Annotated in this window: 13 protein-coding genes; 6 read left to right on the top strand and 7 right to left on the bottom strand. The window is 74.0% G+C overall.

Going from position 1 to position 14,507, the window contains the following annotated elements; all coding sequences use genetic code 11:
* Position 1: 1 nt before the first annotated feature.
* Positions 2-1,966: an alpha/beta hydrolase family protein gene (locus ACYVKX_RS05515; RefSeq protein WP_460829675.1), complete on the bottom strand. Its 1,965-nt coding sequence runs from the start codon at positions 1,964-1,966 to the stop codon at positions 2-4.
* A complete protein-coding gene (locus ACYVKX_RS05510; protein ID WP_460829673.1) occupies positions 1,963-3,606 on the bottom strand; it encodes an ABC transporter substrate-binding protein in 1,644 nt (547 codons plus the stop codon). Before ACYVKX_RS05510 ends, ACYVKX_RS05515 begins: the two co-directional genes overlap by 4 nt.
* Before the next feature lie 102 nt (positions 3,607-3,708).
* Here ACYVKX_RS05510 and ACYVKX_RS05505 point away from each other — a divergent pair, with 102 nt between their 5' ends.
* Positions 3,709-3,957 (top strand): glutaredoxin domain-containing protein, encoded by a 249-nt coding sequence (locus ACYVKX_RS05505; protein ID WP_460829672.1) that lies wholly within the window; start codon positions 3,709-3,711, stop codon positions 3,955-3,957.
* Between the two features lie 91 nt (positions 3,958-4,048).
* Positions 4,049-4,660, top strand: a complete 612-nt coding sequence (locus tag ACYVKX_RS05500; RefSeq protein WP_460829671.1) for a helix-turn-helix domain-containing protein — start codon at positions 4,049-4,051, stop codon at positions 4,658-4,660.
* A gap of 33 nt (positions 4,661-4,693) precedes the next feature.
* On the opposite strand, the gene ACYVKX_RS05495 is transcribed toward ACYVKX_RS05500, so the two are convergent.
* Positions 4,694-5,824: a PucR family transcriptional regulator gene (locus ACYVKX_RS05495; RefSeq protein ID WP_460829669.1), complete on the bottom strand. Its 1,131-nt coding sequence runs from the start codon at positions 5,822-5,824 to the stop codon at positions 4,694-4,696.
* A gap of 84 nt (positions 5,825-5,908) precedes the next feature.
* On the opposite strand from ACYVKX_RS05495, the gene ACYVKX_RS05490 reads away from it, so the two are divergent.
* Together ACYVKX_RS05490 and ACYVKX_RS05485 are read left to right on the top strand one after the other, a co-directional pair.
* A complete protein-coding gene (locus tag ACYVKX_RS05490) occupies positions 5,909-7,045 on the top strand; it encodes a flavin reductase family protein (protein ID WP_460829668.1) in 1,137 nt (378 codons plus the stop codon).
* A complete protein-coding gene (locus ACYVKX_RS05485; RefSeq protein WP_460829667.1) occupies positions 7,042-8,283 on the top strand; it encodes a fatty acid desaturase family protein in 1,242 nt (413 codons plus the stop codon). Before ACYVKX_RS05490 ends, ACYVKX_RS05485 begins: the two co-directional genes overlap by 4 nt.
* Positions 8,284-8,298: 15 nt before the next feature.
* On the opposite strand, the gene ACYVKX_RS05480 is transcribed toward ACYVKX_RS05485, so the two are convergent.
* The 4 genes from ACYVKX_RS05480 to ACYVKX_RS05465 are packed head-to-tail and all read right to left on the bottom strand — an operon-like array spanning position 8,299 to position 12,331.
* Positions 8,299-9,207, bottom strand: coding sequence for an alpha/beta hydrolase family protein (locus tag ACYVKX_RS05480; protein ID WP_460829665.1), 909 nt, complete (start codon positions 9,205-9,207; stop codon positions 8,299-8,301).
* Positions 9,208-9,247: 40 nt separating this feature from the next.
* Complete coding sequence (locus ACYVKX_RS05475) at positions 9,248-10,264, bottom strand: LacI family DNA-binding transcriptional regulator (RefSeq protein WP_460829664.1); 1,017 nt, start codon at positions 10,262-10,264, stop codon at positions 9,248-9,250.
* Between the two features lie 10 nt (positions 10,265-10,274).
* The gene (locus ACYVKX_RS05470; protein WP_460829662.1) at positions 10,275-11,432 is read right to left on the bottom strand and encodes an MFS transporter; all 1,158 of its coding nucleotides are present in this window, start codon (positions 11,430-11,432) and stop codon (positions 10,275-10,277) included.
* Positions 11,429-12,331, bottom strand: coding sequence for an ABC transporter substrate-binding protein (locus tag ACYVKX_RS05465; RefSeq protein WP_460829660.1), 903 nt, complete (start codon positions 12,329-12,331; stop codon positions 11,429-11,431). Before ACYVKX_RS05465 ends, ACYVKX_RS05470 begins: the two co-directional genes overlap by 4 nt.
* Positions 12,332-12,472: 141 nt before the next feature.
* On the opposite strand from ACYVKX_RS05465, the gene ACYVKX_RS05460 reads away from it, so the two are divergent.
* Entirely contained in the window at positions 12,473-13,558 is a 1,086-nt protein-coding gene (locus tag ACYVKX_RS05460; protein WP_460829659.1) for an alpha/beta hydrolase family protein, read from the top strand.
* The gene (locus ACYVKX_RS05455) at positions 13,555-14,505 is read left to right on the top strand and encodes an NAD(P)-dependent oxidoreductase (RefSeq protein ID WP_460829658.1); all 951 of its coding nucleotides are present in this window, start codon (positions 13,555-13,557) and stop codon (positions 14,503-14,505) included. Before ACYVKX_RS05460 ends, ACYVKX_RS05455 begins: the two co-directional genes overlap by 4 nt.
* The last annotated feature ends 2 nt before the right edge of the window (positions 14,506-14,507 follow it).

Raw genomic sequence — 14,507 nt, 5'->3', positions numbered from 1 at the left:
GTCAGTCCTCCGTCCCGTTCAGCACCCCGTGCGACCGCAGCCACCGGGCCACCCGGGCCGCGGCGTCGCGCCGGTGATCCGGCTCGACCAGCTCATGGCCCTCGCGCGGATAGACGACGAGCTCGGACTCGACGCCGGCGCGGGCGAGCCGGCCGAACAGCTGCTCGGCCTGGGCCAGCGGAGTGATCCGGTCGAGCTCGCCGTGCAGGATCAGGGTAGGGGTCGCGCCCGCGTGGACCTGGTAGAGCGGGGATGCGGCGACCAGCACCTCGTGGCCCGTCGGCGACGCCAGGTCGCCGGCCGGCAGGTAGACGGCGTCGTACCCGCCGCCGATCGCGCTCGTCGTGGCGAACCCGAGCCAGTCGCCGACGCCCGACATCACTACCGCCGCCCGGAACCGCCTCTCGCTCACGGCGGCCCGCGCGGTGAGGAAGCCGCCGTAGCTGAGCCCCATGACCGCCGACCGGTCGGGATCGGCGACGCCTCGCTCGACCAGGTGGTCCACGCCGGCCAGGACGTCCGCGAGGTCGCGACCGCCCAGGTCCCCGGCGACCCGCGCCGCGTACGGCTGGCCGCGGCCGCTGCTGCCCCGGGGGTTGGGCAGGAGGACCGCCGCGCCGGCGGCGGCCAGGGGGAGCGCGAGATGGTTGGACTCGGCCGGTGCGTACGCCGCCGACCACAGCCAGGTGGGGCCGCCGTGCAGCAGCAGCACCAGTGGCAGTGGACCGGCCGCGTCGGCGGGCCGCAGCAGCAGCCCGTGCACGGTGGCGCCGTCCGGCGCCGGCCACTCGACCGGCTCGGTGACGACGCCGGTCGGGACCGCGCGCAGCGTGGCGTTGTGGGTGGTCAGCGCCGTGGTGCCGGGTCCGGCCAGCGAGAGGCGCACCACCTCGGGCGGCTCGCCGGGCTGCTCCCAGACGGCGTAGGCCCGTTCGCCGTCGGGGGCGACGGCCAGCTCGGGCTGGCCGCTCTCGCCGTGGGCGGTCGCCAGGCAGGTCCAGCGGGTCACGCGGTCCGGCGTGGCCCGGGGATCGTGGGGGTCCCGGTCGTCCGCGAGCGCCACCCGGCCGAGCTGTACGCCGAGATCCGCCCAGCCGGCGAACCACAGCGTCGCGGCGTCGACCCAGCCGAGGTCGGTCACGTCGTCGAGCCTCGCGACCGTGCGCCGGACGCCGGTGCCGAGGTCGACGAGGTGGACGATCCCCGCGACGATCGACTGTCCCTCGAGCACCGCGACTCGGCGGCCGTCCGGGGAGATCCGGGGCCGCGCGAGCTGGCCCGGGAACGGGGGGAGCTCGCGTATCCGCGGCCGGTCCGATCCCAGCGCCGTGAGGGCCAGGAGCGTCGGCCGGTAGTAGCCGGCGGGAGCCGGATCCGCGGAGGCCACGACCACCGCCTGGTCGCCGGCCGCGTCGACGTCCCACACCGACCAGTCGCCGAGGTCCAGCGGCGTCGGCTCGAGTCCGGCGTCGCCCAGATCGACCCGCACGAGCCGGCGCAGCGGCGGCAGCTGGCTGCGCCGTACCCGTGGGTCCCCGGGCTCCGGAGCACGGACCCGGAGCCCGAGGTTCATGCCGTCGCGGTCCGCGCCGACGTCGGCCACGCGGAGCAGCGCGGCCGACCCGTCCAGGGGTACGACGTCCTCGATCGATCCGGCGAGGTCCGTGCGGGCGAGGACGCGACCGGCGCCGTCGAGGAGCAGCAGGCCGGTCGCCTCGCCGTGTGCCGCCGCGACCACCGCCCACAGCCGGTCGCCGGTGCGCGCCCACCGGACCAGCACGACCGGGGCGCCGAGGTCCCAGGTGGCGGTCGTCGCCGGGGCGTCGGCCTCGATCGTGCGCACCACCGGGTGGCCGCCGTCGCCGGGCGCGACGTAGGCCAGCCGGCGCCCGTCCGGGTGCAGTGCCGGGACACCCGGGTAGACGAGGTCGACGAGCTCGTCGTGGAGGGGCAGCCGGCGACTCATGCCGGCTGGACGCGCGTCACCCAGGGGCCGAGGAAGAAGTACGGCCCGAAGTCCTCGGCGCGGACGCCGGCGCCGAAGGCGGTGGCGGCCTGGCCCCACCACAGCGGCTGGTAGGGCACGTCGGCGGCCGCGGCGACCAGCGCCCGGCCGAGCAGGTCGCCCCGGGCCGCCGGGTCGGTCTCCGCGACCTCCTGGTCGAGCAGCGCGGTGACCTCGTCGTTGCGGTACTCGGCGAGGTTGGTCCCGCCCTTGGCGGCGTAGGAGCCGTTGAGCAGGAGCTGGACGTACTCCGCGGGATCGCCCGTGCTGGGGAAGTACCAGCCCACCGCGATGCCGGCGTGGTCGCCGAGGGCGGCGATCCACTGCTCGAGGGTGACCTCCTCGACCGTGAGGTCGATGCCGAGCGTCTTCAGGTTCTCGGCGAGGGTCAGCAGCGCACGACCGATCAGCGGGCCGCTGTTGGGATAGGTCACGGTCGCGGAGAACCCGTCCGGCACCGACGACTCGGCCAGCAGCGTCGCCGCGGCGTCGAGGTCGAAGTCGACCTGCGGAATGCTCGCGTAGAGCTCGTCCACCTGGCTCCGGTCGAGCAGTCCGCCCCACTGCGCCCGGGTGGGGATCGTCAGCGCCACCTCCGCGTTGCCGCGCAGCACGCTGTCGACGACCGACTGCCGGTCGATGCAGTGGGCGACGGCCGTGCGCACCTTGAGGTCGGACCACGGCGCGACCGAGGTGTTGAAGGCGAGGGTGACCAGCGAGTTGTCGGTCGCGTTCTCGAGACTGACCCCGCTGATCGCCGCCCAGTCCGCGGTCTGGTTCGGCGGCACCGACAAGGCGACGTCGACCGAGCCGTCCCGCATCGCCAGCTGACGGGTGTTCTCGTCGGTGATGAAGTCCAGGCGCACCGACGCGACCTCGACCTCCCCGCCCCACCACGACTGGTTGCGCTCGAGGAGCACGTAGGAGTCCGGCTGGAACTCGGTCACGACGTACGGGCCGGTGCCGAGCAGCAGCGCCTGGGGCGTCCCGACCTTGTCGGCGTTCGCCTCGAGGAACGCGCGGCTGCTCACCTGGAGGGTGCCCGGGCTCGGGACCCAGGCGAACGTCGACGTGGGGGCCGAGAGCTTGAAGGTGATCTCGTCCTCGGCGCTCGCGCGCACCGACTTCACCGGCGCGTAGGCGTAGGCGAGCGCGGACGTCGAGCCCTTCCTCGTGTTGACCTCGATGGAGGCCAGGACGTCGTCGGCCGTCAGCGGCGTGCCGTCGGAGAAGGTCACACCGGAGCGGAGGGTGTAGACGTAGGTGAGCGGGTCGGGCTGGGACCACTTGGTCGCGAGCGCCGGCGCCAGGCTGCCGTCCGCGGCGATGGCCGAGAGGGACTCGAGGCACAGCAGGGCGACGACGTAGTTCGCGATCCCGGCCTCGCGCGTCACGTCGAGCGAGCCGATCGAGGACGGCAGTGCGACCGTCAGGCTGTCCAGCCGGGCGCCGGGGCTCCCGCCGTCCTCGTCGCCGGCCGAGCAGGCGGTGAGGGCGGGGCCGATGACGCCGAGCCCCCCGGCGACGCCGAGGACCTGGAGCAGTCGGCGGCGGCTGAAGCCGGGCCGGGCGGAGGACGAGACGCGGGTGAGCGGGGTCATGGGGCCTGCCTTCGAGGGAAAGGAGCGTTTAGCAATTGTTCCCGAATGGGAACGAACGATATACATGACCCCATCGGTCGTCAACGAGTTCCCGGAGGTCCCGTGAGCCAGCCGCTGCCGGTGGTCTACTCGGCCACCTGGTGTGGGCACTGCACCCGCCTGAAGTCCCAGCTCGACCGGGCCGCCGTGGCCTACGACGTCGTCGACGTCGACGAGCACCCCGAGCACCTCGACCGGCTCGCCGAGCTCAACGGCGGGTCGTGGCTGATCCCGACGGTCGAGCTCCCCGACGGGGTCGCTCTCGTGAACCCGTCGGCGGCCGCTGTCGTCGCGGCGCTCGCGGCCACATGACGGACCGGGCCTCGCCGCGCGACCCGGTGCCGCCGGTCGCCGCCGGCCGGTCGGGAGCTGTGTCAGCATCGTGTCCCACAGGAGGTGCACGATGAGCACACGTCAGCGGGCCGTGGCGCCGGACGCGGACGGACCCGGCGAGGACGAGCCCGGCGAGGACGCCGCCCGGGAGGCGCTGGCCGGCAACGTCCGCCGGCTGCGGCTGTCGCGCGGCATGAGCCTGCGCGACCTGGCCGAGGCCACCGGGTCCAGCAAGGCCCTGCTCTCCCAGATCGAGCGCGCCGTCGCCAACCCGACCATCGGCGTCCTCACGCGGGTCGCCGACGCACTGGGCGTCACGCTCCACGAGCTCGTGCGCAGTCCGCTGCTCGCGCCGCAGCGGGTCACCGGCGACTGGGCCGACCTCGACGACCTCGACGACGTGGCATTGCGCACGCTGTTCACCTCCTTCGAGCGGCGTCGGCTCGAGATCTCCGAGGCCGCCCTGCCCACCGGCCACGCGAGCTCGAAGAGCTCTCACGGGCGGGGCTCGGTGGAGTACGCCTACGTGCTCGACGGCGCGGTCACCGTGACCTCTCGGGACTGGGCGATCGAGCTCGGCCGAGGCGACGGGCTGCGCTTCTCCGCCGAGTACGACCACGTCTACACGGGTGGTCCGGCCGGCGCCCGCGTGCTGACGGTGGTCGCCTTCGCGGACGACTGACGGGTACCGGGCCCGCGGATCAGCCCAGGGAAGTCAGCCCAGCGCCACGGTGAGGGCGAGCACGGTCTCGGGGTCGTCCAGCCGGTCGCCGTAGAGCTCGCGCAGCTGGCCCAGCCGGTAGCGCACGGTCTGCGGGTGCACGAACAGCGCGGCCGCGACCTCGTCGCGCCGGCCCTGGTGCAGGAGCCAGGCGCGCAGGGTGTCGGCGAGCTTGTCGGCCGTGCCGGGACGCAGGTCGGCGAGCGGCGCGAGCACCTGCGTGCGGAGGTCCGCGCGCGCCGCCGCGTCGGCGTCGAGCACCAGCTCCACGAGGTGGGCCTCGGTGTCGGACCGGAGGCCGGCGGCGTAGGCCCGCAGCGCCCGGTCGTACGACGAGCGCGCCTCGAGCCACGGCCGCCCGGGTCCCGCCAGCGCGTCGTGACCGACGAGGGAGCGCAGCAGCGCCGGGCGTCGGTGCGCGTGCGCGTCGGGCACGAGCAGCAGGACGCGGTCGTCGAGCTCGGGCTGGTCGCCGGCCCGGATCGTCGCGCTCGAGACCGCGGTCAGCACGGGCCGCACGCGCGACTCCGGCACGAGCACCGCGGTCAGCGACTTCGGCGGCTCCCAGCCGGCGCGCTCGGCGGCCGCGACCACCTGGTCGACCGGGGAGTCGGTGAGCAGGTGGTGCGCGACCCGCTCGAGCATCCGCTGCCGGACCCGGCCGGTGGTCGCGAGCTCGTCGGTGTGGCCCGCGACCGCGGCCGCCGACTGCTCGTCGATGTAGGCGAAGACCAGCTCGGCGAAGTCGGCCAGCACCTCCGAGCCCAGCTCGTGCCGCACCGCGGTGGTGGAGAGCTCGCGCCAGGCCACCCGGGCGCCGATCCGGTACGCCGACAGCAGGGCGTCCGTCGTACGCCCGCTGCGCGCCTCGCCGCGGCCGAGCTGGTAGGAGCCGTTGACCGCGGAGGGCGAGTTGAGGTCGACCGCCTGCCCGCGGCTGGCCAGGGTGAGGAAGCCGCCGAGCGCGAGCTCCACCGCGCTGCTGATGGTCTCGCCCATCGGACCGGAGAAGGCGTCGCGGTAGCTCGGCACCTCCTCGACGATCGCGGCGACCACGTCGTCGGCGAGCGTGGCCAGCTGGCTGCGCATCTCCTCCAGCGCCGCGGGCGGGAGATCAAGGGTCATTTCGTCTCCTGCGAACAAATGTGGCGCAGATCTTCACGTCTGCCGGTCATGATGTTACGCGCTGAGGCCAGCACACTGGAGGGCATGAGCTTCGCCGTCCCGACTCCCGGCTCCTCGGGCCTCGGCCTGCGGCAGAGCCTGCGCCGGGTCGCCGCGGCCGCGGTCACCCCGCTCGAGCTCGGCGACGTCCTCGACGTCTTCAGCCCGCTGCGCCGCGGCCGCGACGGCCTCCAGGGCCGGATCGTGTCCGTGACCCCCGAGACGGCCGAGTCCGCGACGATCCTCATCAAGCCGGGCCGCGACTGGGCCGGCCACGTGCCGGGGCAGTACGTCCGCGTCGGCGTCGACGTCGACGGCGTCCGCCTCTGGCGCACCTACTCCCTCACCCACGGCCCCCGCCAGGACCGCTGCATCGCCGTCACGGTCAAGGCGATCCCCGGCGGCGTCGTCAGCAACCACCTCGTGCACGCGGCCCGGGTCGGCGCGATGGTCCAGCTCGAGCAGGCCGAGGGCGAGTTCGTGCTGCCGCAGCCGCTGCCGGACAAGCTGCTCCTGGTCACCGCCGGCTCCGGCATCACCCCGGTGATCGGCATGCTCCGCAACCTCTTCTCGCGTCGCCGGCAGCCGGACCTCGACATCGTCTTGCTGCACGTCAACCAGTGCGCCGACAGCGCGATCTTCCGCGACGAGCTCCGCGCCCACGGCGCCGCCGGCCGGATCGCCCTGATCGAGCGGTACGACGACGTGCACGGCCTCCTCGACGTGTCCGACCTGCCGGCGCTGGTGCCGGACCTCGACGAGCGGCTCGCCTACGGCTGCGGCCCGGCCGGCCTGCTCGACGCGCTCGAGGCCCACCACGCCGCGCGCGGCCTGGCGCTCACCACCGAGCGGTTCCGCCCCGTGCTGGTCGAGCCGGCCGGAGACGGGCAGGGCGGCGGCACGGTCACCTTCGCCGACGGCCGGGAGGTCGAGGCCGACGGCGCCACCCCGATCCTCGACGCCGCCGAGTCCGCCGGCGTCCTCATGCCCAGCGGCTGCCGGATGGGCATCTGCATGGGCTGCGTCATCCCCATGAAGCGGGGTGCCGTCCGCGACCTGCGCAACGGCGCGATCACGGTCGCCGTGCCCGGCGAGACCGACCCGGCCGGCGTACCGATCCAGACCTGCATCAGCGCCGCCGCTGGTGCCTGCCACATCGACGAAGGAGCACGCTCCCGATGACCGCCATCACCAAGAAGCCCGTCAACCCGACCGCGCACCTCACCCCGGAGGACGTCGAGCAGATCGGCGTCGAGCTCGACGCGATCCGCCAGGACGTGCTCGACGACCGCGGCGAGCGCGACGCGGCGTACATCCGCAGGGTCGTCGCGGTGCAGCGGCGGCTCGAGCTCGGCTCGCGCGCGGTGCTGCTCGGGTCGGCGCTGCCGCCGCTGTGGGTGCTCGGCACGGTCGGGCTGTCGGTCGCCAAGATCCTCGAGAACATGGAGATCGGCCACAACGTCATGCACGGCCAGTGGGACTGGATGCGCGACCCCAAGATCCACTCGACCACCTGGGAGTGGGACAACGCGTCGACCGCAGAGGGCTGGAAGCACGCGCACAACGAGATCCACCACACCTACACGAACATCGTCGGCAAGGACAACGACCTCGGCTACGGCATCATGCGCGTCGACGAGGACCAGCGCTGGCACCCGCTGTACCTCGCGCAGCCGCTGTGGAACTTCGTCAACGCCTGCTTCTTCGAGTACGGCATCGCGGCCTACGACCTCGAGCTCGGGCGCAACCTGCGGATCCCGAAGGAGAAGCGGTCCGCGGAGTTCCGGGCCAACCTGAGGAAGACGCTCAAGAAGATCCGCGGGCAGGCGACCAAGGACTACGTCGTCAACCCGGCGCTCGCGATCCCGTTCGGCGCGTTCCTGCCGACGCTCGCCGCGAACTTCACCGCCAACCTGGTGCGCAACGTCTGGTCGCACTCGGTGATCATGTGCGGCCACTTCCCCGAGGGCGTCGAGACCTTCGAGAAGAGGGCGATCCCGGACCACGAGACCCGCGGCGAGTGGTACCTGCGCCAGATGCTCGGCTCCGCCAACATCTCCGGCTCGAAGGCGATGCACCTGATGACCGGCAACCTCTCGCACCAGATCGAGCACCACCTCTTCCCCGACCTGCCGTCCAACCGGTACGCCGAGATCGCCCCGCGGGTGCGGGCGCTGTTCGACAAGTACGAGCTGAACTACCACACCGCGCCGCTGCCGCAGCAGGTCTACTCGGCCTGGCACCGGGTCGTCCGGCTGTCGCTGCCGAACGGCTGGCTCGCCACCACCGACGCCAAGAACCTGCCCGCGCAGGCCAAGCTGCTCTGGGCGATGTCGACCAAGGGCCCGAAGGTACGCCGCGCCGCGGCCGCCCGCCTCGAGCAGCTCGCGCGCCGGAAGGCCGCCGCCAAGGCCGCCTGACCGCTGACGGTGGTCTCACCGGTGCCGGTCGAGGAACCCCACGATCACGTCGAGCGCCTCCCGCTGCACGTCGTCGACAACAGGCACGCCGTGCTCGTCGACCTCCGGGTAGATGTAGCCGTGCACGTCGTGGCTCCAGGTCCGCCACTCGGCGTCGGGGCGCTTCTCGGCGAGCAGCTCGTAGGTGAGCCGGAAGATGCCCTGGAGCTCGTCCTGGTCCCGGCCGAGCACCAGCACCGGGATGTCCACGCCGTCCAGGCGCGCCGAGACCTCCTCCGGTGAGGTGATCCGGGCGCGGGCCAGCTCGGTGCTGCGGATCTCCATGCTCTCGATGTCGCGCATGCCGCCGACGGTCTCCACCGTCGGCACGTCGTCGAGCCGCAGCGTGAGCAGCTCGTGCGAGGCGGGCTCGGCCGCGACGCCGGCACGCAGCAGCCCGCCGTACTGCGAGCAGAGCTTGAACAGCATCTCGCCCGCGTGGCTGACCCCGAGATGGAACAGCCGCGAGCCGTCGACCGCCGGGTGCTTGGCGACGTGCCGCAGGATCGCGACCTCGTCCTCGTACTCCAGCGGGGCGCGGTTCATCAGCTCCATGCCCTGCCGGCCCTCGATCCGCAGCGCGCCGCCGGTGTCGTAGCCGAGCTCGACCTCGGTCCGGTAGCGCGTCCACGCGCAGGCGTACCCCGCGGCGAGCAGCACGTCGGTGACGTGGCGGAAGCGGTGCACGCGGTCGCGCAGCCAGTCCAGGCCGCCGCCGCCGTTGCCGTAGGCGACGAACACGAACGGGTGCGGGCCCGGGCCCGCGGGCAGCCGGAGGGCGTACGGCGTGTAGAGCCCGTCGAGCGTCTCGGCGAGCAGGTAGTGGGCGGGGCTGTCGGAGCCGGCGAGCTCCTCGGTGAGCAGGGGCGCGTGCGGGTCGGTCATGGGAGCACCGTAGCGGCGGACTACAAACGATTGCAACGGGTCAGGCCGGCGCCGCCGTCGACCCCCGCACGACCAGGCCCAGCGGCAGCAGCACCGACCGGGCCGCCCGGGTGGGGTCGGCGATCGCGTCGAGCAGCAGCCGCGCCGCCTCGGCGCCGATCTGCTGATGCGGGATCGCGACGGTGGTCAGCGGCGGGCGCAGCTTGTCGAGGAACGGCATGCCGTTGAAGCCCACCACGCTGACGTCGCGGGGGCAGTCGATGCCGCGCTCGGCGAAGACGTCGTAGCAGCCGAGCGCGATCAGGTCGTTGCCCGCGACGACGGCGGTGAGCTCGGCGCCGCTGTCGAGCAGGGTGCGGAGCGCCGCCGCCCCGGCCTCCTCGCTCCAGTAGTCGCAGGTGACGACCAGCGAGGGGTCGTCGGCCAGCCCGAGGTCGCGGACGGCGCCGCGGAACGCCCGGGCGCGGACCAGGCCGGTCGAGGTGTTGGCCGGGCCGGCCAGGTGGGCGATCCGGCGGTGGCCGAGGTCGGCGAGGTGGCGGACGGCGAGCTCGATGCCGGTCGCGTCGTCCGGGGTGATCGAGGGGACGTCGATGCCGTCGGGGCGCCGGTTGACCATCACCATCGGCACCCCCTCGCGGCGCAGCTGGGTCAGCAGCGGGTGGTCGAGCCGCGCCGTGGCGACGATGAGCCCCTCGACCTGCCGCGAGCGCAGCGACTCGACCTGCTGCCGCTCGCGGCTCGGGTCGTTGTCGGTGTTGACGATCAGGCCGCTGTAGCCGGCCGGCTCCAGCACGTCCTCGATGCCGCGCACGATCGGCGGGAACAGCGGGTTGGTCAGGTCGGGGATCACCAGCCCGACGGTGGCGGACTTCGCGGTCTTCAGCCCCCGCGCGATCGGGTTGGGCCGGTAGCCCAGCGACTCCGCGACCTTGATGACCCGGCGCGCCGTGTCCGCGTTGACCAGCCCCCGCGTCGCGGGGTTGAGCGCGCGCGACGCCGTGGCCGGATGCACGCCCGCTGCGTCGGCCACGTCCCGGAGCGTCGGGGTCTGCACAGGGGGCATCCTAGGGTGCCCCCTCCGGCGGCCGGCGCCACCGCCGACGCCCCCATCTGGCCGTGAGCCCGAGCGGCACCGCCAGCGCGGCGTACGCCGCGTAGATGGCCGAGTACCGGCCGGCGTCGGCGAGGCCCGCCACCACGACCGCGGCGAGGGCGCTCCCCACGAACAGCGACCCGGCGAAGAACGACACCACGGTCGCGCGCGCGGCCGGCAGCACCTCGGTCGCCCAGGTCTGGAGCGAGGAGTGCATCGTGGTCCAGGCCAGACCGAGCAGGATCGCGACGGCGATCGCCATCGGCGGTGCCTGCGAGAGGGCCAGCAGCGTGCACCCGAGCACGGCCGCGCTCGCGCCGAGGGCGATCAGCCGGGAGGGGTGCCAGGTGGCCGCCAGCCGGCCGACCAGGCGGGAGCCGAGGAAGACCGCGACGCCGTACACCGCGGTGACCGCGCCGGCCACGGCCGCGGTGGCGCCGGTGCTCTCGACCGCGGGCGGCAGCAGGGTGAGCCCGCCGAGCAGCACCGCGCCCTCCGCGAACGCGAACAGCAGCACCAGCAGCGTCGCCGGCGACCGGGCCACCGCCCCGACCGCCGCGGGCACCGAGCTCGGGCGGCCGGTCGCGTCGGGCTCGGGCAGCCGGCGCAGCGTCCACGCGAGCACGACCGAGGCCGCCCCCGTGATCAGGAACGCCACCCGCCACGAGCTCACGTCGGCCAGCACGCCCGCGCCGAGGGAGGCCAGCGCGGTCCCGGTCGCGACGCCGACCATCAGCCGCGCGATGTCGCGCTGCCGCTCGGCGATCGCGACGGTGTCGCCGACGTAGATCAGGGTCGAGGGGTACGCCGCGCCGAAGAAGCCGCCGGCGAGCGCCCGGCTGATCGCCAGCGTGAGCGGCGACCAGGCGGCCGCCGACAGCAGCGTCAGCAGACCCGCGACCAGCAGGGTCAGGCGCATGGTGCGCACCCGGCCGAGACGGTCGGAGACCATGCCCCACACCGGCTGACCGAGCCCGTAGGCGAGGAAGTAGGCGCCGGCCACGCTCACGATGCTGCTCAGCGGCACACCGAGGTCGGCCGCGATCGCCACCAGCATCGGGGGCATCGCGAACCGGTCGAGCGTGCTGACGAAGGTGGTGACCTGCAGTCGTCGCAGCTGGCCGCTCACTCGTGCACCAGGCCCGAACCCCGTTCGAGTGCGGCGTCCAGGGCGTCGCCGCCGTCCGGCGCCGGGCTGGGCAGGTAGGTGGTGCGCAGCCGCACCAGCGTCTCGAGCGCGCCGCGGTCGACGACCCCGTCGGGGACGAGCCCGTCGCGCGGGTCGCGCAGCCGGGCGACGTAGCGCCGGGCGAGATCCGCGTCGAGGTCGAGCCGGCTCGCGGCGCAGGCGGCGGCCTGATCGTCGAGCCGCCCCGCGACGATCTCGCGCGCGGTCTCCAGCAGCGCCGCCGAGAGCCGCTCGGCAGCGCCGAGGTGGGCCGACCCGGCCACGGCGACCACGGTCCCGAGGTACGGCGAGAGCGACTCCGCCGCGGAGGCCAGCCGGACGCAGCCGTGCCGCTCGGCGACCAGCTCGTTGCCGGCGTTGAGCATGGTCGCGGCGCAGTCGCCGGCGAGCAGCGACTCCAGGCGCCGGGGGGTCGAGCCGAGGGCGACCAGCTCGTACCGGTCGCGGGGCACGCCCAGCGACTCGGTGAGGGCGTACAGCGCGAGCGCGAACCCGGACGTGGCGACGTCGACGCCCACCGCGGCGCCCACCAGGTCGGCCGCGGTCATGCCCGGCCGCCCGTACAGGCCGAGCCCCATGCCGCGGTCGATCGCCGCCACGATCCGCACGTCGGCGAGCTCGCCGAGCGGATTGCGCGGGTTGAACCGGTAGGCGAGCACGTTGTCCGGGCTGGTCAGCGCGGCGTCGAGCTCGCCGTCGAGCAGCGATCGGAACTGGGCCGGCGAGGAGGTGACCGGCACCTCCTCGACCTCCAGGTCGCGCTCGGCCAGGCGGCCGGTCTCCCGGGCCACCTCGAGGAGCACCGACGGCGTGAAGGAGCCGACCACGATCTGCGTCACGAGCGAACCGTAGCGGATTGTGCAGTCGATTGCAGCACCAACGCCTCCAAGCGGTCGGCGGCTTGACACCGTGAGCCGGAGGCTGGATGCTGCACTCGTTTGCAGTGGCCGGTGCGGCACTGCCGAGACCGGAGGAGCGAGATGGACGAACGGGTCGCCTCCGCGGTGTCCCACTGGGGCCCGCGGTTCACGGTGAACGGCGTGACCGTGGCCGACTTCGAGCGGGTCACCGCCGGGGTCGAGCGCTGGGCCGACTGGTGCGCCGCCTGGGTCGCCGCCGGGTCGGACCACGAGGAGCTCGGCCGCGCCGCCCTCGCCGAGGGGCGGCTCCGCTCGGCCGGCGAGCACCTGGCGCAGGCCGCCGTCTACCACCACTTCGCCAAGTTCGTCTTCGTCGAGGACCTCGAGCAGATGCGGGCCGCGCACGCCCGCGCGGTCGCCTGCCTCGACGCCGCGCTGCCCCACCTGGACCCGCCCGGTCGCCGCGTCGAGATGCCGTTCGAGGACGGCCGGCTGGTCGCCGTACTCCGGGTGCCGGCCGGCGCCGGGCCGCACCCGGTCGTGGTGCTCGTGCCGGGCCTGGACTCGACCAAGGAGGAGCTCCGGTCGACCGAGGCGACCTTCCTCGTCCGCGGGATGGCGACGTTCACCGTGGACGGTCCCGGGCAGGGCGAGGCGGAGTACGACCTGCCCATCCGGGGGGACTGGGGCCCGGTGGCGGAGACGCTCTGGGCGACCCTCGGCGACCTCCCGGAGGTGGACCGATCGCGGCTCGGCGTCTGGGGCGTCAGCCTCGGCGGCTACTACGCGCCGCGGATCGCCGCCGCGCTGGGCGACCGCGTCTCCGCGTGCGTCGCGCTGGCCGGCCCCTTCAACTTCGGCGAGTGCTGGCCCGGCCTCCCCCAGCTGACCCGCGACACCTTCCGGGTGCGCAGCGGGGCGGCGACCGACGAGGAGGCGCGCCGGATCGCGCTGACCCTCTCGATGGCCGACGTGGCCGGCGACCTGGTCGCCCCGCTGCTCATCGTCTTCGGCCGGCTCGACCGGCTGATCCCGTGGGAGAACGCCGTCCGGCTCCGCGACGCCGTCGCCGGACCGGTCGAGCTGCTGATGCTCGAGGACGGCAACCACGGGTGCGCGAACGTCGCCCCCTGGCACCGGCCGCGCACCGCCGACTGGCTGGCCGACCGGCTGGCCGCCACCACCACTCAGAAGGCAGGCTCATGACCGACACTTCCGCCCACCGGCCCGGCACCCTCACGGTCGGCTGGATCGGCGCCGGCCGGATGGGCGCCGCGATGGCGAGCCGCCTGGCGAGGGCGGGCGAGGACGTCACCGTCTGGAACCGCACCCGGTCCAAGGCCGAGGCCCTGACCGAGGTCGGCTGCCGGGTCGCCGACACGATCGCCGACCTGCGCGGCCACGACGTCGTCTTCACGATGGTCTCGACCCCGGCCGACCTCGAGCAGGTGCTCGTCGGCGCGGGCGGCCTGCTCGCCGACCCCGCGCACGTCCCGGGCATGGTCGTCGACTGCTCGACGGTCTCCACCGAGGCCTCCGCCGCGATGCGGGCCGCCTGCGACGAGCTCGGCGTCGCGTTCCTCTCCTCCCCGGTGAGCGGCAACGGCAAGGTCGTGCGGTCCGGCGGCCTGACCCTGGTCGTCTCGGGTCCCGAGGAGGCCTGGCTGAAGGTCGAGCCGCTCCTCGACCACCTCGGCAAGGGCGCGACGTACGTCGGCGAGGGCGAGCTCGCCCGGCTGGCCAAGATCTGCCACAACGTCATGCTCGGCGTCGTCACCCAGAACCTCGCCGAGATCACGGTGCTGGCCGAGAAGGGCGGCATCCCGCGGGCGGCGTTCCTGGAGTTCCTCAACAACTCGGTCATGGGCTCGGTGTTCACCCGGTACAAGTCGCCGGCCTTCGTGAACCTCGATTTCACCCCGACCTTCACCCCGATCCTGCTGCGCAAGGACTTCGACCTCGGCTTCGCGGCGGCGCACGACCTCGACGTGCCCATGCCGGTGGCCGCGGCGGCCGCCGCCGCCGTGCAGGCCAGCGTGAGCAGCGGCCGGGTCGAGGAGGACTTCGCGATCCTGCTCGAGCTCCAGGCCCACAACTCCGGCGTCACGCTCAAGCCCGAGAACGTGCCGGTCGACGACGGGCTGAGTGGGTGACG

This window comes from Nocardioides hungaricus, assembly GCF_054782915.1.
Note: the sequence above shows the minus strand (reverse complement) of the source record. Positions and strands in the feature narration are given on the sequence as shown.